The following is a 16,234-nucleotide window of genomic DNA, read 5'->3' on the forward strand; positions in this document are numbered from 1 at the left end:
TCAATACGCGAAGAAGTGCGGGCCGCCGCGGCGCTTCAGCTCGGCGCCGGCATCGCGGCCCATCGCTTCGGCCTCGGCCGCCGTCCCCTCGCGCCGGGTCTCGTGCACCGTGCGCCCGTCCGGCGTCAGGATCAGCCCCTCCAGCACCAGCCGATCGCCAGACAGGCGCGCCAGGCCGCCGATCGGCGTGCGGCAAGAGCCGTCGAGTTCGCGCAGGAAGGCGCGCTCGGCCACAAGACAGGTCTCCGTTGCGGCGTCATGGATCGCGGCGATCATCTCGCGCGTTGCCGCATCGTCGGCGCGCGCCTCGATGCAGATCGCGCCCTGCCCCACCGCAGGCAGGAACTCCTCCACCTCCAGCAAGGAGGTGATGACATGGGCGAGGCCGAGACGGCGCAGGCCGGCATTGGCGAGCAGCGTCGCGTCGACCACCCCGTCGGCCAGCTTCTGCAGCCGGCTCTGGACATTGCCGCGATAGGTCACCACCTCGATGTCCGGTCGCAAGCGCTTGATCATCGCCTGGCGGCGCAGGCTCGAGGACCCGACCACCGCGCCCTGCGGCAGGTCGGCCAGACGCGCCGCCTTCGGCGAGATGAAGGCATCGCGCACATCCTCTCGCGGCAGGAACGCGATGATCTCGAGCCCGTCGGGAAGCACCGTCGGCATGTCCTTGGAGGAATGCACGGCAATGTCGATCTCCCCCTCCAGCATCGCCGTTTCCAGCTCCTTGGTGAAAAGGCCCTTGCCGCCCACCTCGGAGAGCGGACGGTCGAGGATGCGGTCGCCGGAGGTCTTGATCACGACGATCTCGAAGGCCTCCTGCGGCAGGCCATGGGCGGCCATCAGCCGGTCGCGGGTCTCGTGCGCCTGGGCAAGCGCCAGGGCGCTGCCGCGCGTGCCGATGCGCAAGGGAAGGCCGGAATGTTTTGTTTGCAAGAAACTCGTCCCTGGTGTTAGGCGGGGTGCGTCCGTTAGGCGGAACCGCGATGATAAGACCTGAAAGCGCATCGGCCAATGCGGCCAGCTCAAGTTTCCCCCTTGGTGGTCCTGGCTCCGGGGGGCCTGCCGGGCCGATGACGGTGTTGGGCATCGAGACCAGCTGCGACGAAACCGCCGCTGCCGTGGTGCGCGTGGCGCCCGATGGCAGCCGGCAGGTCCTGTCCGATGTGATCCGTTCGCAGACCGGCGAGCACGAAGCCTTCGGCGGTGTCGTACCCGAGATCGCCGCGCGAGCCCATATCCGCATTCTCGATGGACTGGTGAGCGCAGCGCTCAAGGATGCCGGAGTTGGCTTCGGCGAGCTCGACGCGGTCGCCGCAACCGCAGGCCCCGGCCTGATCGGCGGCGTCATCGTCGGCCTGACAACAGCCAAGGCCATCGCCATGGCCGCCGGCAAGCCGCTGGTCGCCGTCAACCATCTGGAAGGCCACGCGCTGACGGCACGGCTGACCGACGGACTGCCGTTTCCCTACCTTTTGCTGCTGGTTTCCGGCGGGCACACCCAGTTCCTGCTGGTGGAAGGCGTCGGCAGGTACCGGCGGCTCGGCTCCACCATTGACGATGCCCTGGGCGAAGCCTTCGACAAGACGGCGAAGCTCCTGCAACTCGGATTTCCGGGCGGGCCTGCCGTGGAACAGGCGGCCATGCGCGGCGATCCGTCGCGCTTCCACCTGCCCCGGCCGATGCTCGACCGGCCGGGCATCGACCTCTCCTTCGCCGGGCTGAAGACCGCCCTGCGCACCACCGCCGAGGCGAACGCGCCGTTGTCGCCGCAAGATGTCGCAGACCTGTGCGCCTCGTTCCAGCAGGCGGTGACAGACGTGATCGGCGAAAAGAGCCGGCGGGCGCTCGCCCTCTTCGCCGAGAGCCATCCGCAGACCCCGCCCGCGCTGGTCATCGCCGGGGGCGTCGCCGCCAACACGGCGATCCGGGCGCGACTGGAGGCGGAAGCGAGAAAGGCCGGCGCTCGTCTCGTCGCCCCACCGGGCCGCCTTTGCACCGACAATGCCGCAATGATCGCCTGGGCCGGCATCGAACGGCTTGCAGAGGCGCAGGCCGCCGGCAAGTCTCTGGACGAGCGCGACGCCCCGGCGCGGCCGCGCTGGCCGCTGGATGCGGAGGCCGCCGCCGTGATCGGATCGGGACGCAAGGGAGCCAAGGCGTGACCGCAGACCCCCGCTTTTTCGAGGGCGTCCTGTGCGACGTCATGCCGGACCGCTTCGACCGGCTCAAGCACAAGGCCTATATCTACCTTACCGCCGGGCGCGAGGTTCTGGTCTTTCGCCAGCCCGACCAGCCGGAGGTCGGCCTGCAGGTCCCCGGCGGGACGGTCGATCCCGGCGAGAGCCATCTTTGCGCTGCCTGCCGCGAGTTTCGCGAGGAAACCGGGCTGGAAGTCGCCCGCGCGCTCGATCCGCTCTGCGAGCAGACCGTGCTTTTCGACAATTTCCAGGGACGCGACATCCACGCCCGCCGGCTCTATCACGGCCGGCTGCGCGGCAACGAGACACGCCGGGCCCGCTGGGAGCACTACGAGATGACGCCCTCCACCGGCGGCGATCCGATCCGCTTCGAGCTGTTCTGGATGGATGTCGGCGAGGCCCTGCGGCTCGGTCCGGAGCGGTTCTTCACCGGCTTTCACGCCCCGCTCGCCGAGCTGGCCCGCCGGCTGGGGATCGCCCCGTGAGCGCTGCGGCGAACAAGGCGCTGGAGATCCACCGCATCGCCGTCATCGGTGGCGGGGCCTGGGGCAGCGCGCTGGCGCTGACCGCAACGCGGGCCGGACGCGACACGGTGCTGTGGGCCCGCGATGCCGAAACGGTTGCGGCCGTGGCCGCCGGGCGCGGCAATCCCGCCTATCTGCCTGACATTCCCTTCGATGCCTGCGTGGCCGCCACCACTGACCTTGCCGAGACACTGGAGGGCGCGGACGCGGCGCTGCTGGTGACCCCGGCCCAGACCACGCGCGCCATGGGCGCGGCGATCGCCCCGCTCGCCCGGCCGGGCTTGCCGATCGTACTCTGTGCCAAGGGCATCGAGCGCGAAACTGGACTGCTGCCGGCACAAGTGCTGGCCGAGACCGCCCCCGCCTGCCGGGCGGCGATCCTCTCGGGCCCGAGCTTTGCCGCGGACGTGGCGCGCGGCCTGCCGACCGCGGTGACCCTGGCCGCCGAGGACGGCGATCTCGCCGATGCGCTAGCATTGGCGCTGGCCAGCCGCCAGTTCCGCCCCTATGCCTCGACCGACCCGCTCGGCGCGCAGATCGGCGGTGCCCTGAAGAACGTGCTGGCGATCGCCTGCGGCGCGGTAGCGGGCAAGGGCTGGGGCGCGAGTGCGCTGGCCGCCCTGACCGCGCGCGGCTTTGCCGAGCTCAGTCGGCTCGGCCTGACGCTGGGCGCAAGACCCGAAACGCTGACCGGCCTCTCCGGTCTCGGCGATCTGGTCCTCACCTGCTCCTCCGCCCAGTCCCGCAACTTCGCCTTCGGCATCGCACTTGGAGAGGGCCGCACTGTGGCCGAGCTCGCCGCGACCGGAAAGCTGGCGGAAGGCGTGCATTCCGCCGCCGTTGCCGTCGATCTTGCCGCCCGGCACGGGGTCGAGATGCCGATTGCCGCCGCAGTGGCCGAAGTGCTGGCGGGCCGGCTCGCCGTCGACGATGCCCTGCAGCGGTTGATGACGCGCCCGCTGCGCCGGGAAACCTGACACGGGTCCTCAGCGCGGCTTGCGGACGCGTGCGAACCGGGTATCTATGCCGCATGACCTTCCGGTGCCCGCAAAGGGACACCGACATCACCTGAACCGATACGGGAGGCCCCGCCCATGCTTTATGCCCTCATCTGCACCGACAAGCCGAACGCGCTGCAGACCCGCCTCGACAACCGCGCCGACCACCTCGCCTTTCTCAAGGCGATGGGCGACAAGCTGAAGGCGGCCGGCCCGTTCCTGGACGACGACGGCGGCATGACCGGTTCTCTGGTGGTGATCGAGGCGGCAAACCGCGACGAGGCGCTCGCTGTCGCCTCCGAGGATCCCTATGCCCGTGCGGGCCTCTTCGAGAGCGTCGAGATCCGGCCCTGGAACTGGGTCATCAAGAACCCGGAGGCGTGAGCATGCGCTACTGGCTGTTCAAGTCCGAGCCGGACAAGTGGTCCTGGGAGATGCAGAAGGCGAAGGGCGAAGTCGGCGAGCAGTGGGACGGCGTGCGCAACTACCAGGCCCGCAACAACATGCGCGAGATGAAGCTCGGTGACCGCGGCTTCTTCTACCATTCCAACATCGGCAAGGAAGTCGTCGGTATCGTCGAGGTCTGCGCGCTCGCGCATCCCGACAGCACGACCGACGATCCGCGCTGGGAATGCGTCGACATCCGTGCCGTCCGCGACATGCCCAGGCCCGTGACCCTGGCCGACGTCAAGGCCGAGCCGCGACTGGCCGACATGGCGCTCGTCACCTCCATGCGCCTGTCGGTGCAGCCGGTGACGGAAGAGGAATGGAAGATCGTCTGCGAGATGGGCGGCCTGAAGGACGCATGACCACAACCGTCGATCCGCGCGCCTTCGTGCTGGCGAACACGCGGATCCACCCGGTCCCGCATGCGCCGGAGATCCGCCTGTACCTGGCCGACGAGGCGGTGGCGCTGTGGCAGAAGACCGAGGACGATCTCGGCGCCATCGGCCTGCCGCCACCGTTCTGGGCCTTCGCCTGGGCCGGCGGCCAGGCCCTCGCCCGCCATATCCTCGACGAGCCGGCGCTGGTGGCAGGCCGCAGCGTCTATGATTTCGCCACCGGATCGGGGCTGGCTGCCATCGCAGCCGCCCGCTCGGGCGCGGCGCGTGTGACCGCTTGCGACATCGACCGCTTCGCACTGGCGTCCGCCCGTCTCAACATGGAGCTGAACGAGGTCTCCTTCGCCCTTGAGGGCGAGGATCCGCTCGACCTTGCGCCGCCCGATGCCGAGGTGATCCTGACCGGCGACGTCTTTTACGAAAAACCGATGGCAAGCCGGGTGCTGGCCTGGGCCGACCGGGCGCTTGCACGCGGCTCGCGCGTACTGGTCGGAGATCCGGGGCGTGCCTATCTGCCCAAGGAGCGGATGCGGCACCTCGCCACCTTCGACGTGCCGGTGAACCGCTCTTTGGAGGATTTCGAGGTCAAGCGCACCAGCGTCTACGAGTTGCTGGCGTCGGACAGCTGACGTAGCGGCGAGGCGGCGCGGGCAAAACTGGGCCTGCAAAATGGCGCCGGGACTTGCGCAAGCCCCCGTTTTCGGCGTCAGATACGCGCCTCTCCGCGGCCACGCCGCAGCCTCGACAGCTTTTTGCCAAAACCAGAGGACCACCATGCCGATCATCAACCGCTTCGCCGATCTCGCCGAGGAGATCACCGAGTGGCGTCGTGACATCCATGCTCATCCGGAGCTGCTTTACGACACGCACCGCACCTCCGAGCTGGTCGCCGACAAGCTGAAGGCTTTCGGCGTAGACGAAGTGGTGACCGGCATCGGCCGCACGGGCGTGGTCGGCGTCATCAAAGGCAAGTCGAACGGCTCCGGCAAGGTGATCGGCCTGCGCGCCGACATGGACGCGCTGCCGCTCGACGAGATCACCGGCAAGCCCTACGCCTCCACGGTTCCGGGCAAGATGCACGCCTGCGGCCATGACGGCCACACGGCCATGCTGCTGGGCGCCGCCAAGTATCTCTCCGAGACCCGCAACTTCGACGGCACCGTGATTGTCATCTTCCAGCCGGCCGAAGAGGGCGGCGCCGGCGCCAAGGCGATGGTCGACGACGGCCTGATGGACCGTTTCGGCATCCAGGAAGTCTACGGCATGCACAACATGCCGGGTGAGCCGCTCGGCAGCTTCCACATCCGCCCGGGCGCGATGATGGCCGCCGCCGACCGTATCCAGATCGACATCGAGGGTGTCGGCGGTCACGCGGCCAAGCCGCATGATGCGGTCGATACGCTGCTGGTCGGCGCCCACATCATCCAGGCCGTGCAGTCGATCGCCAGCCGCAACGTTGATCCGCTGAAGTCGGTCGTCGTGTCGATCACCGCCTTCAACGGCGGCTTCACCGACAACGTCATCCCGCAGACGGCGCGCCTGCGCGGCACCGTGCGCACGCTCGACGCGGAAGTGCGCGATCTCGCCGAGAAGCGGCTGAAGGAGATCGTGCCGACCATCGCCTCCGCCTTCGGCGCCAAGGCCGAGGTCAACTATCTGCGCGACTATCCGATCACCATCAACCACGCGGAGCAGACCGAGTTTGCCGCCGGCATCGCGCGAAAGATCTCGGGCGACGACAATGTGGTGACGGACGTCGCCCCGACCATGGGCGGCGAGGACTTCTCCTTCATGCTGCTGGAGCGTCCGGGCGCCTTCATTTTCGTCGGCAACGGCAACAGTGCCAGCCTCCACCACCCGGCCTACGACTTCAATGACGAGCTGATCCCGGTGGGCTGCTCCTACTGGGTCAAGCTGGTCGAGACGGCCATGCCCTCGAACTGATGCAAGACCGGATGCGGGAAGCAACCTCCCGCATCCGCCCCTCCCCCTCTTGCGGGTCTCCCCTTGACCGCCGTTCTCGACACGCTCCAGCATCTTGTCTCCGCTCCCGGCATGTCGGCGGCCTCGCAAGTCCTGCTCATCGCCGTCAGCCTCGCGACATCCGCCGTTTCCGCGGCCTTCGGGCTGGGCGGCGGCATGATGCTGATTGCCGTGATGGCGCAGGTCATGCCGATCCCGGCGCTGGTCCCCGTTCACGGCGTCGTCCAGATGGGCTCCAACGGCGGCCGGACGCTGGTCTTGCTGCCGCATGTCAACTGGATCGCCGCCCTGTGGTACGCGCTCGGCGCGGTGGCCGGCGCCGCGCTCGGCGGTGCGCTGGCCGTCAACCTCCCGGCAGAGATTGTCCGTCTCGCCCTCGGTCTCTTCATTCTCTGGATCGTCTGGGGCCGCATGCCGCGCTTCGAGCGCGCGCCGAAGCGGGCCATGGCCGGCGCCGGTTTCATCGCGACCGGCCTCAGCATGGTGTTCGGCGCCACCGGCCCGATCGGAGCGGCTGTGCTGGCGGCCCTGCGCCTGCCGCGCCAGACCTTCGTCGCCACGCAGGCGGTCACCGCCCTGTCGCTCCACGTATTCAAGATTGCCGTCTTCGGCGTCCTCGGTTTCGCCTTCGCCCCCTGGACCGGGCTCATCCTGGCGATGATCGCCAGCGGCTTCATCGGCACGCTGATCGGCACGCGCCTGCTTGCGCGCATGTCGGAAGGCGCATTCCGTTACGGCTTCCGCCTCCTCATGACCGTCCTTGCCGGCGGTCTCGTGCTGCGCGGCCTTGCCGGGTTCCTGCCCGTCTGAACCGCAGCCCCCTTTCACCTCCCTCAAGGAGCCAGCCATGACCGACACGGCAGCAACGCCCCTTCCCGTCACCGCCGCCGATATCGAGGCCGCCGCCGCTCGGATCGCAGGCAGGGTCCGCCGCACGCCTGTGGTCGACAGCGGCGCGGGCAGCTTCGGCATCGACGCCTCTCTGTCGATGAAACTGGAACTCGTCCAGCACACCGGCTCCTTCAAGGCGCGCGGCGCCTTCAACACGCTGCTGTCGTCCGACGTGCCTACAGCCGGCGTCGCAGCCGCCTCCGGCGGCAATCACGGCGCTGCGGTTGCGTATGCGGCACGCGCCCTCGGCCATCAGGCGGATATCTTCGTTCCCGAGACCTCGGCCCCCGCCAAGATCGCGCGCATCCGTTCCGCCGGCGCAAGACTGCACGTGGCCGGCACGCGCTATGCCGATGCGGCGGAAGCTTGCGCCCGCCACCGGGAAGAAACCGGCGCGATGGACATTCACGCCTATGATGCGCCCGGCACCATCGCCGGCCAGGGAACGGTCGCGCTTGAATGGCTGGAACAGGTGCCCGATCTCGACACGGTGCTGATCGCCGTGGGCGGCGGCGGGCTGATTTCCGGCTGCGCGCTGTGGCTCGCCGGCAAGGTGCGTGTCGTGGCGGTAGAGCCGGAAGGCTCCTGCGCCCTGCACGCTGCACTCAAGGCCGGCGAGCCGGTCGATGTGCCGGTCGACAGCCTTGCCGCCGACAGCCTCGGCGCCCGGCGCTGCGGCGACCTGGTGCACACGATTTGCGCCGCCCATGTCGACCAGAGCCTGCTGGTGACCGACGAGGCCATCCGCAACGCCCAGACGCGGCTTTGGACGGAGCTGCAGGTGGCGGCCGAGCCCGGCGGCGCGACCGCCCTTGCCGCCCTGACCTCGGGCGTCTACCGCCCGGCTCCGGGCGAACGGGTCGGCGTGCTCGTGTGCGGCGGCAATGTCGCCCTCGACAGTATCGCAACGGCCTGAGCCGCATGCTTGCCAAGCGGCGCGCGACGTTCTAGCAGAAACCGGAAAGATCATCCCTTTCGCCTTCAGGAAAACCCACGAGGAAACGCTTCCAATGACGACCTACAAGCTTCTGCTCCTGCCCGGCGACGGCATCGGCCCCGAGACCATGGGCGAAGTGAAGAAGGTGCTCGGCTGGTTCAACGCCCGCGGCACCGCCAGCTTCGAGACCGAGGAAGATCTCGTCGGCGGCTGCGCCTACGACGCGCATGGCAAGGCGATTTCCGACGAGGCGATGGCCCGTGCGATGGCGTCCGATGCGGTGCTGTTCGGCGCCGTCGGCGGCCCGAAGTGGGACGGCGTGCCCTATGACGTGCGCCCCGAGGCCGGCCTGCTGCGCCTGCGCAAGGACATGGAGCTCTTCGCCAACCTGCGCCCGGCGATCTGCTATCCGGCGCTGGCCGACGCCTCTTCGCTGAAGCGCGACGTGATCGAAGGCCTCGACATCCTGATCCTGCGCGAGCTGACCGGCGGCGTCTATTTCGGTGAGCCGAAGGAGATCACCGAGCTCGGCAACGGCCAGAAGCGCGCCGTCGACACCCAGGTCTACGAGACCTACGAGATCGACCGTATCGCCCGCGCCGCCTTCGAGCTGGCCCGCACCCGTCGCGGCAAGGTCACCTCGATGGAAAAGCGCAACGTGATGAAGTCCGGCGTGCTCTGGAACGAGGTGGTGAGCCAGGCCCATGCCGACGGCTACCAGGACGTGGAACTCGAGCACATGCTGGCCGATGCTGGCGGCATGCAGCTGGTGCGCTGGCCGAAGCAGTTCGACGTCATCGTCACCGACAACCTGTTCGGCGACATGCTGTCAGACGTCGCGGCGATGCTGACCGGCTCGCTCGGCATGCTGCCTTCGGCCTCGCTCGGCGCTCCGGACCCGGAGACCGGCAAGCGCAAGGCCCTGTACGAGCCGGTGCACGGCTCGGCGCCGGACATTGCCGGTAAGGGCGCGGCCAACCCGATCGCGATGATCGCAAGCTTTGCCATGTGCCTGCGCTACTCCTTCGGCCTCGTCGAGGAAGCGGACCTGCTGGAGAAGGCGATCTCGTCCACGCTGGACAAGGGCCTGCGTACCCGCGACATCGCCGGCAAGGGCGAGAACACCATCGGCACCTCGGCCATGGGCGATGCCATCGTCGCCGAGCTCGATGCGCTGAGCGCCTGACGCACCTCGCATACCGCAATGAAAAGGGCCGGCCCCGCGGGGCCGGCCCTTTTTCGTTTCGGATGATCGCTCGCGATCCGCTCCGGTTCAGGCCCCGTCGCTATCGTCCAGCGGACGCGCCTCGTCCGGCAGCATGATCGGAATGCCGTCGCGGATCGGATAGGCGAGCTTGGCCGCACGCGAGATCAGCTCCTGCTTCTCCGCGTTGTATTCCAGCGTCGTCTTGGTCAGCGGACAGACCAGCAGCTCCAGGAGCTTGCGGTCGAGTGCATGGGCGGGTTCGCTCGCCATCCCGGTCTCTCTCCGTTGTCGGGCCCGGGCAGGCCCGGTTCTGAGCCGATTGCTGCCATGACCGGCCGGCCAATGCAACAGGGGCTCTATTGCCGTTGCCGAACCTATTGCAGCGTAACCCCGCCCTCGTCCCGGCTGCGGCGCGCGAGATCGACCTCGGTCAGGGCGACGAGCGTTTCGGCGCGCGTGCGAAGATCCGGCGCCTCCAGCAGCGCCTGCTTTTCGGCCGGACCATAAGGGCTCATCATCGCCAGGGCGTTGACCAGGATCTCGGTCGAGGCACGATCGATGCTATCCCAGTCGGCTTCCAGGTCGTTGGCATCGAGATAGGCCCGCAGCGTCTTCACCAGCCCGTCGCGGTCGACTTCGTCCTCGCCGAGCCCGGTGCCGAAATCCTCGGCAAAGCCGGCCGAAGCGATGCGCCCGATCCGGTAGGGCGTGAGCGTGGCCAGTTCCTCCTGGAGGCGGAAGCGGGCGATGCCCGTGAGCGTCACCAGATAGCGCCCGTCGCCGGTCTCCTGCACCGCGATGATGCGGCCGAGACAGCCGATGCCGACGAGCGGGGGAACCGGCTCCTCGGACTTTCCGGAGGCGAAGTCAGGCTGGATCATGCCGACCACCCGGTCGCTGGACAGCGCCGCGTCGATCATCGCCACATAGCGCGGCTCGAAGATGTTGAGCGGCATCTGCGCCTTGGGCAGCAGCACGGCGCCGGCGAGCGGAAACAGCGGAACCGTCGCCGGCAGGTCTGAGAAACTGGAATAGGTCGCGTTTCCGGCGCGCATGTCGGATCACCCGTTGGAAAGCGTTACGGCGGGCTCCAGCCCGCCTTCTCTCTTCCTATATGGGCGCACAGGCGCCCCGTGGCCAGCCGGGGGCCGCCACGGGATGAAAAAAGCCCGCTGACTCAGGCAAATGCCCGAGACTGCAAAGATCAGCGGAACAGGACTGCGGAGAGGCGACGACGACCATAGGCAGTCGCCGGGTCCTTGTGGCCCCAGGCCTCGAAGAACTGCAGCAGCTGCTTGCGAGCGCCGTCTTCGTTCCACTCCCGGTCGCGGCGGACGATCTCGATCAGCTGATCCACTGCCTCCTGGCGCCGCGCAGCGCTGGAGCCCAGCGCAACGGCCAGATCGAAGCGCGCCTGATGGTCGGACGGATCCTCGGCGATCCGCGCCTCGAGACCGGCGAGATCACCCAGATTGCTCGCCTGCTCGGCAAGGTCCAGCGCCGCACGGGCGGCGGAAATCGCCGGATCGGCGGCAGCAGCCTCCGGCGCCATGGCCAGAACCTCGCGCGCCTTGTCGAGCGCTTCGGCGGCGACATAGCACTGGGCAAGGCCGCCGATGGCGGCAGCGCTTTCCGGCTCCATCGACAGGGCGCCGGCGTAAAGCTGGGCAGCCTGCGCCAGATCGCCAGCCTCGCGTGCGGCCTCGGCCTGCGCCAGCACCTGCTCCAGGTCGCTTGGCCCGACCGGGCCGGCGATCCGCTCGATGAACGCCTTCACCTGGCTTTCCTGCTGTGCACCCATGAAACCGTCGACCGGCTGGCCGTTCTTGAACGCGATGACCGCCGGGATCGACTGGATGCCGAGCTGGCCGGCGACTTCCGGATGGTCGTCGATGTTCATCTTGGCGAGGATCACGGCGCCGCGCGCATCACGCACCGCCTTTTCCAGCACCGGGGTCAGCTGCTTGCACGGACCGCACCATGGCGCCCAGAAATCAACCAGCACCGGCTGCTTGCGCGAGGCCTCGATGACATCGGTCATGAAGGTCTGGGTGGTGACGTCGCGGATGACATCCGCGGCCGGCGCACCGCCGGGCGCCGGGCTGGCACCGCCTCCCGGTGCGGGCGGTGTTCCGTAGCCACCACCGCCGAAGGAGCCGCCGAAGCTGCCCCCGACCGAAAAACCGTCGTTGCTCATACCCTGTCGTCCCTGGTTGCGCGAATGGTCGCCATCGACCTGTCCGCCGCGTGATTCGTCTGGTCGCCCCGCCCTGCCGCCGGATGGTCCGGCGGAACGAAAGGGCTCCCGCATGTTGCGCCTAACATGGGCGCATCGGCGGCAAAATTCAAACTGCGCCTTGCTGCCCGGACACCGCGATGACCCGCGGTTCGTGGCCGCACGCGCGCGCGAAAGCCAACAGTCCCTTGCGTGAGATCGTCGTGGTCGCCGTGTTCTCCAGCGGATGGAAGTTGAGCGGCTCGACATCCATCATCGCCGCATCGAAGATCGGCGTGACCCTTTGCCCCTCGCGGTCGTTGATCAGGGCGAAAGGCGTGACCGAGCCGGGCAGCACGCCGAGCACCTCCATCAGGAGATCCGGCTTTCCGAAGGAAACCCTCCCCTGCGCACCGATGAGCTGGTGGATCGACTTCAAGTCGATCTCCGCATCATGCAGAGCGACGACCAGAAAGATGCGGCCCTTCTTGTCCTTCAGGAACAGGTTCTTGGTGTGGCCGCCGGGAATTTCGTCGTGGATTTCGGTGGATTCCGCGACCGTGAAAACAGCCGGATGGTCGCGCGTTGCGACATCCAGACCGAGGTCGGCGAGAAAGGCAAGAAGGTCCTGGCGACTGGCCGGCATGGGCTCGTATCCTGATCCTGCGAGCCGGAATTCCGGCGGGAAAGCTCGATTTTCGAGCCTTGCGAACGAAGGCCGTACCGGTCTAGCCGACAGGGCCGCAGGTAGACAAGCCGCAGCGTGTTCCAGTGCCGGCCACCCCCGGAAATCCACTGTTGATCCACAGGCTGCGGCGCACAAAAAACACTGTTGCAATCCGCATCGCCTTGGTTCATATACAGCCCACCTCAGGCGCCGGTCGCGACCGGCCGCCACAAACTGATGCGGGCGTAGCTCAGGGGTAGAGCACAACCTTGCCAAGGTTGGGGTCGTGGGTTCGAATCCCATCGCCCGCTCCAGTTTATCGAGGGTGCAACAAGCCGCGGTTCGCCGCGGCTTTTGTCGTTTCAGGACAGCTTTGCCGCCTCCGGTCTTCTGGCAGACTTGCGAAACACCCTGCCCGACCGCCCTCCCTCTCAGATCGGGATCTTGCCGGTTTCCTCCGGTCCTTTGGGCTGCACCGACCATACGGGGCGCGGAGCGGGCCGGCCGATAAAGAAGCCTTGCGCGATATCGCAGCCGAGCTGGTCGAGAAACGCGAGCTGAGCCTCAGTTTCCACCCCTTCCGCAACCGTGGTCATGCCGAGGCTGTGCGCCAGACCGATGATGGCACGCACGATGGCGACATCATCATCGGACTGCCCGATATTGCGCACGAAGGACTGGTCGATCTTCAGCCGCGACACGGGAAACCGCTTGAGGTGGGTGAGCGAGGCGTAACCGGTGCCGAAATCGTCGAGCGCCAGGGTGATGCCGAGCCGCCTGAGGGCCACCAGCGTCTCCGCGATCCGTTCGGCGGAACGATCGAGCAGCACGGTTTCCGTCACCTCGAACTCCAGTTGCCGCGGGTCCAGCCCGTACCGCGCCAGTGCCTCCATCACGTATTCGGGAAAATGAGGATCCTTCAGCTGCGACGTCGCAAGATTGATCGCAAGCTGGCCGGGGTCGGAACGCGCGCGCGCATCGGCGGCCGCGGCCGCGGAAAAGGTCGCAAAGGCCCGCTCCATGATTGCGCGGCCGAGCACCCCGCCCAGCCCGAGATCCTCGGCGATGCCGATGAATTCAAGCGGGCTGATCGCCTGCCCTCCATGCTGCCAGCGCGCCAGCACCTCGAACCCGACGATCCGGCGGTCGCCGAACCCCAGCTGCGGCTGAAAGGCCACATCGATCTCCTCGGCAGAAATCGCCTTGCGCAGCGCGTCGCCCAGTTCATGCCGGCGTTCCAGCCGGCGGCGCAGCTGCGGGTTGAACAGGGTCCAGCCGTTCCGGCCCTGGGCCTTCGACTGATAGAGGGCAATGTCGGCGTTCTTGATGATATCGGCCGGCGTGTCGCCGTCGGCGGGAAACAGTGTCACGCCCATGGAAATCCCGGGCCGCATCATCCGGTCGCCGAGCCGGATGCGCGCCGTCAGGGCCTTGTGCAGCTTTTCCGCGGTGCGCTCGGCCGCCAGCTCGTCCGAAAGGCCCGTGAGCAGCACGGCGAATTCGTCGCCGCCCAGCCGCGCGACGACATCGCCCCTTCGCAGCAGGCGGCGTAGCCGCCGGGCCACCACCCGCAGCAGCGCATCGCCTGCATCATGGCCAAGCGTGTCATTGATCGACTTGAAGTGATCGAGGTCGATGATGATGAAGACGCCCGACTGATCGCGTGCGCGCTTGCCCTGCAACGCCTTGTCCAACTCACGCGTCATCACCGAGCGGTTGGCCAGCTGCGTCAGTCCGTCCGTCTCCGCGGTGCGGCGGATGGCCAGCTCCGCCTGCTTCAGCGCGGTGATGTCGGTGCGCGCGCCGACAATGGCGCCGCTGGCCGAACGCCTTTCGCTGACCTGCAGCCAGCGCCCGTCCGACAAGAGCTGGATGCTCGGCTCGCTCGGCGGATTGCGATGGATCGCAATGCGGTTCCGGATCCAGGCTTCCCTCTGCTCCTCCGTCGCCCCCGGGTCCATGTACTGCCCCGCCGCCACGCCGTGGCGCAGGATGTCCTCGAACGGCGTGCCTTCGCGGATAAGCTTGGCAGACAGCGCGTAATAGTCGCGATAGGAGCGGTTGAAGAGGATCAGCCTGTCTTCGCCATCGAAGGCCGCGATGGCATCCGGGATCGTCTCGATGACATCGTGCAACAGCGCGCGCGCCTCGACGAGCTCCGTCACATCCGTCTGCACGCCGACGAAGCCTTCCGGCTCCCCGCCCTCTCCCCCGATTGGTCGGATATCGAGGTCGAGCCAATAACGCCGGCCGGTCCGGGATTCGTTGAGAACCTGCGCTCGCACGGCCCGCCCCTCGCGGATCGCGGCCCCCATCACCCTTATGGTTTCGGGATCGGTCTCGGAACACTGCAGCAAGGCGCCGGGCTTTTTGCCGAGAACCTCGGCTTGCGCGTAGCCGGTCAGGCGCTCGAAGGCGGTGTTCACCCACAGAATCCGGCCATCCCGGTCGCACACCACCATGGCGTTGTTGGTCGCGCGGATGACGATGTCCGAGCGGCGCAACTGCTCCGCCATGATTTCGCGCCGCGTCACGTTGCGCGTCACACCGCGATAACCGAGGAACCGGCCGTCTCGCGACAGGCGCGGACGCCCGTTGACCTCCACCCAAATCGGCTCGCCGTTGGCGCGCAGCCCCGGAAAGATGAAGTTCACGATCGGCAGTTGCCGCGTGACCGTTTCCACGTAGTCCCGCCAGAGCGGGTCGGTCGCCGGATCCCCGTTTGCCACATCCCAGCGGGTACGGCCGATCCACCCGGCAAAATCCAGTCCGAGCCGTTCGCCATCGCCCATCACGCTGGTGAAGCGATGCTTCTCATCCGTTTCCCAAACCCAGTCGGAGGAAACGGCCACGAACTCCGCCAGCCGCTGATGCGCCTCGTTGAGCCTGCGAACCGCATCCGTTCGGGAAGTCTGATCGACCGATACGCCGACGCCGCCGAGGATCACCCCATCGGCCATCACCGGCTCGATGGAGGTTTCGGAGACGATCCGGCCTTGCGAGGTTTCCATCTCGCGGCTGTAGTGAACGCGCTCGCCGCCGATCACCTTGAGATGCATTTCCGTCCAGGCCTGCCCCTCCTCGGGGCCGAGGCCCGCCTCGCTCGGCAGCAGCCCGACAGCGTTGCCGTGAATTTCCCGGTCGATGCGGTTCTGGAAGACATAGCGACCGCTGCGGTCGAAGATCCAGGCAGAATGGGGGAGACAGTCGAGCACGGCGGTCAGGCCGCGGGTGCTTTCGAGAATCCCGGTCTCCATGGCGGAGGCGGGATCGGAGGAAGAACCGTCCCGATCCATCGTGCATCCCGTCCGGCGGATGAGGCTGCGCCGATACGGGTCTCGGGCCGCAACCTGCCATCCCTGGTCAATTCCGTGGACCGATTGTTCGCATGTTCCTTGCGACGGCCCTGGTGCCTGCCCTGACGGGCAAGGCGCCTCCCGGGCCGACGCAAACACCCGTTGATGCGGAAAGCGCCGCCCCGCGAACGGCCATCCGCGAATCGCCCACCTGTAGAAATTTGCATGGCCGACCGATTTCTCAAAGCGGCAAGTCGCGGATCGGGCACCTTCCTCACCCGCGTAACCGGCACGGAACGCGACGGAAAGTTCGCTTCGGCGCCCTCGTCATGCGACCGTTACACACGCCGCGTATCAGTCCGTCTGGAAATTCTGACGTGTCTGCGGCGTTGCGCCACACGAAGCCCGAGGCTAACAATATGGAAACGCCGTTTCGTCGGCAGAAGAAAAACAGCGTGTATCTTGCGATGCAC

Annotated in this window: 16 protein-coding genes and 1 tRNA gene; 11 read left to right on the forward strand and 6 right to left on the reverse strand. The window is 67.6% G+C overall.

What is annotated here, in order from left to right:
* A complete protein-coding gene (gene hemC, locus H7H34_RS20645) occupies nt 1–936 on the reverse strand; it encodes a hydroxymethylbilane synthase (RefSeq protein ID WP_209006272.1) in 936 nt (311 codons plus the stop codon).
* A gap of 137 nt (nt 937–1,073) precedes the next feature.
* Between hemC and tsaD the strand changes: the two genes are divergently transcribed.
* The 10 genes from tsaD to leuB all read left to right on the forward strand — a co-directional run bounded on the left by tsaD (nt 1,074) and on the right by leuB (nt 9,562).
* On the forward strand, nt 1,074–2,165 hold the full coding sequence (gene tsaD / locus H7H34_RS20650; RefSeq protein ID WP_185926297.1) for a tRNA (adenosine(37)-N6)-threonylcarbamoyltransferase complex transferase subunit TsaD: 1,092 nt from the start codon (nt 1,074–1,076) through the stop codon (nt 2,163–2,165).
* Entirely contained in the window at nt 2,162–2,686 is a 525-nt protein-coding gene (locus H7H34_RS20655; RefSeq protein WP_371811437.1) for an NUDIX hydrolase, read from the forward strand. The genes tsaD and H7H34_RS20655 overlap by 4 nt, the downstream gene beginning before the upstream one ends.
* Nucleotides 2,683–3,702, forward strand: coding sequence for an NAD(P)H-dependent glycerol-3-phosphate dehydrogenase (locus tag H7H34_RS20660; protein WP_371811438.1), 1,020 nt, complete (start codon nt 2,683–2,685; stop codon nt 3,700–3,702). Before H7H34_RS20655 ends, H7H34_RS20660 begins: the two co-directional genes overlap by 4 nt.
* A gap of 117 nt (nt 3,703–3,819) precedes the next feature.
* Complete coding sequence (locus H7H34_RS20665) at nt 3,820–4,107, forward strand: YciI-like protein (RefSeq protein WP_120269994.1); 288 nt, start codon at nt 3,820–3,822, stop codon at nt 4,105–4,107.
* A 2-nt stretch (nt 4,108–4,109) separates the two neighbouring features.
* Nucleotides 4,110–4,532, forward strand: coding sequence for an EVE domain-containing protein (locus tag H7H34_RS20670; RefSeq protein ID WP_185926298.1), 423 nt, complete (start codon nt 4,110–4,112; stop codon nt 4,530–4,532).
* On the forward strand, nt 4,529–5,194 hold the full coding sequence (locus H7H34_RS20675; RefSeq protein ID WP_185926299.1) for a class I SAM-dependent methyltransferase: 666 nt from the start codon (nt 4,529–4,531) through the stop codon (nt 5,192–5,194). The genes H7H34_RS20670 and H7H34_RS20675 overlap by 4 nt, the downstream gene beginning before the upstream one ends.
* A 145-nt stretch (nt 5,195–5,339) precedes the next feature.
* Nucleotides 5,340–6,509 (forward strand): M20 aminoacylase family protein, encoded by a 1,170-nt coding sequence (locus H7H34_RS20680; RefSeq protein ID WP_185926300.1) that lies wholly within the window; start codon nt 5,340–5,342, stop codon nt 6,507–6,509.
* A 63-nt stretch (nt 6,510–6,572) separates the two neighbouring features.
* On the forward strand, nt 6,573–7,358 hold the full coding sequence (locus tag H7H34_RS20685) for a sulfite exporter TauE/SafE family protein (protein ID WP_209006273.1): 786 nt from the start codon (nt 6,573–6,575) through the stop codon (nt 7,356–7,358).
* A 37-nt stretch (nt 7,359–7,395) separates the two neighbouring features.
* Entirely contained in the window at nt 7,396–8,355 is a 960-nt protein-coding gene (locus H7H34_RS20690; protein WP_185926301.1) for a threonine/serine dehydratase, read from the forward strand.
* Between the two features lie 94 nt (nt 8,356–8,449).
* Entirely contained in the window at nt 8,450–9,562 is a 1,113-nt protein-coding gene (gene leuB / locus H7H34_RS20695; RefSeq protein WP_120269989.1) for a 3-isopropylmalate dehydrogenase, read from the forward strand.
* Between the two features lie 87 nt (nt 9,563–9,649).
* Here leuB and H7H34_RS20700 read toward each other — a convergent pair whose 3' ends face one another.
* The 4 genes from H7H34_RS20700 to H7H34_RS20715 all read right to left on the reverse strand — a co-directional run bounded on the left by H7H34_RS20700 (nt 9,650) and on the right by H7H34_RS20715 (nt 12,444).
* Nucleotides 9,650–9,853 (reverse strand): Trm112 family protein, encoded by a 204-nt coding sequence (locus tag H7H34_RS20700; protein ID WP_185926302.1) that lies wholly within the window; start codon nt 9,851–9,853, stop codon nt 9,650–9,652.
* Between the two features lie 104 nt (nt 9,854–9,957).
* Nucleotides 9,958–10,638 carry an LON peptidase substrate-binding domain-containing protein gene (locus tag H7H34_RS20705; protein ID WP_185926303.1) on the reverse strand — a complete coding sequence of 227 codons (681 nt, stop codon included), beginning with the start codon at nt 10,636–10,638 and terminating at the stop codon, nt 9,958–9,960.
* 149 nt (nt 10,639–10,787) lie between these two features.
* On the reverse strand, nt 10,788–11,780 hold the full coding sequence (trxA, locus tag H7H34_RS20710) for a thioredoxin (protein WP_185926304.1): 993 nt from the start codon (nt 11,778–11,780) through the stop codon (nt 10,788–10,790).
* 148 nt (nt 11,781–11,928) lie between these two features.
* Nucleotides 11,929–12,444, reverse strand: coding sequence for a prolyl-tRNA synthetase associated domain-containing protein (locus H7H34_RS20715; protein WP_185926305.1), 516 nt, complete (start codon nt 12,442–12,444; stop codon nt 11,929–11,931).
* Between the two features lie 260 nt (nt 12,445–12,704).
* Between H7H34_RS20715 and H7H34_RS20720 the strand changes: the two genes are divergently transcribed.
* Nucleotides 12,705–12,779: transfer RNA gene (locus tag H7H34_RS20720), tRNA-Gly, on the forward strand.
* Between the two features lie 117 nt (nt 12,780–12,896).
* Here H7H34_RS20720 and H7H34_RS20725 read toward each other — a convergent pair.
* Nucleotides 12,897–15,761 (reverse strand): EAL domain-containing protein, encoded by a 2,865-nt coding sequence (locus H7H34_RS20725; protein ID WP_120269984.1) that lies wholly within the window; start codon nt 15,759–15,761, stop codon nt 12,897–12,899.
* Between the last annotated feature and the right edge of the window lie 473 nt (nt 15,762–16,234).

Source organism: Stappia sp. 28M-7 (assembly GCF_014252955.1).
GTDB lineage: Bacteria > Pseudomonadota > Alphaproteobacteria > Rhizobiales > Stappiaceae > Stappia.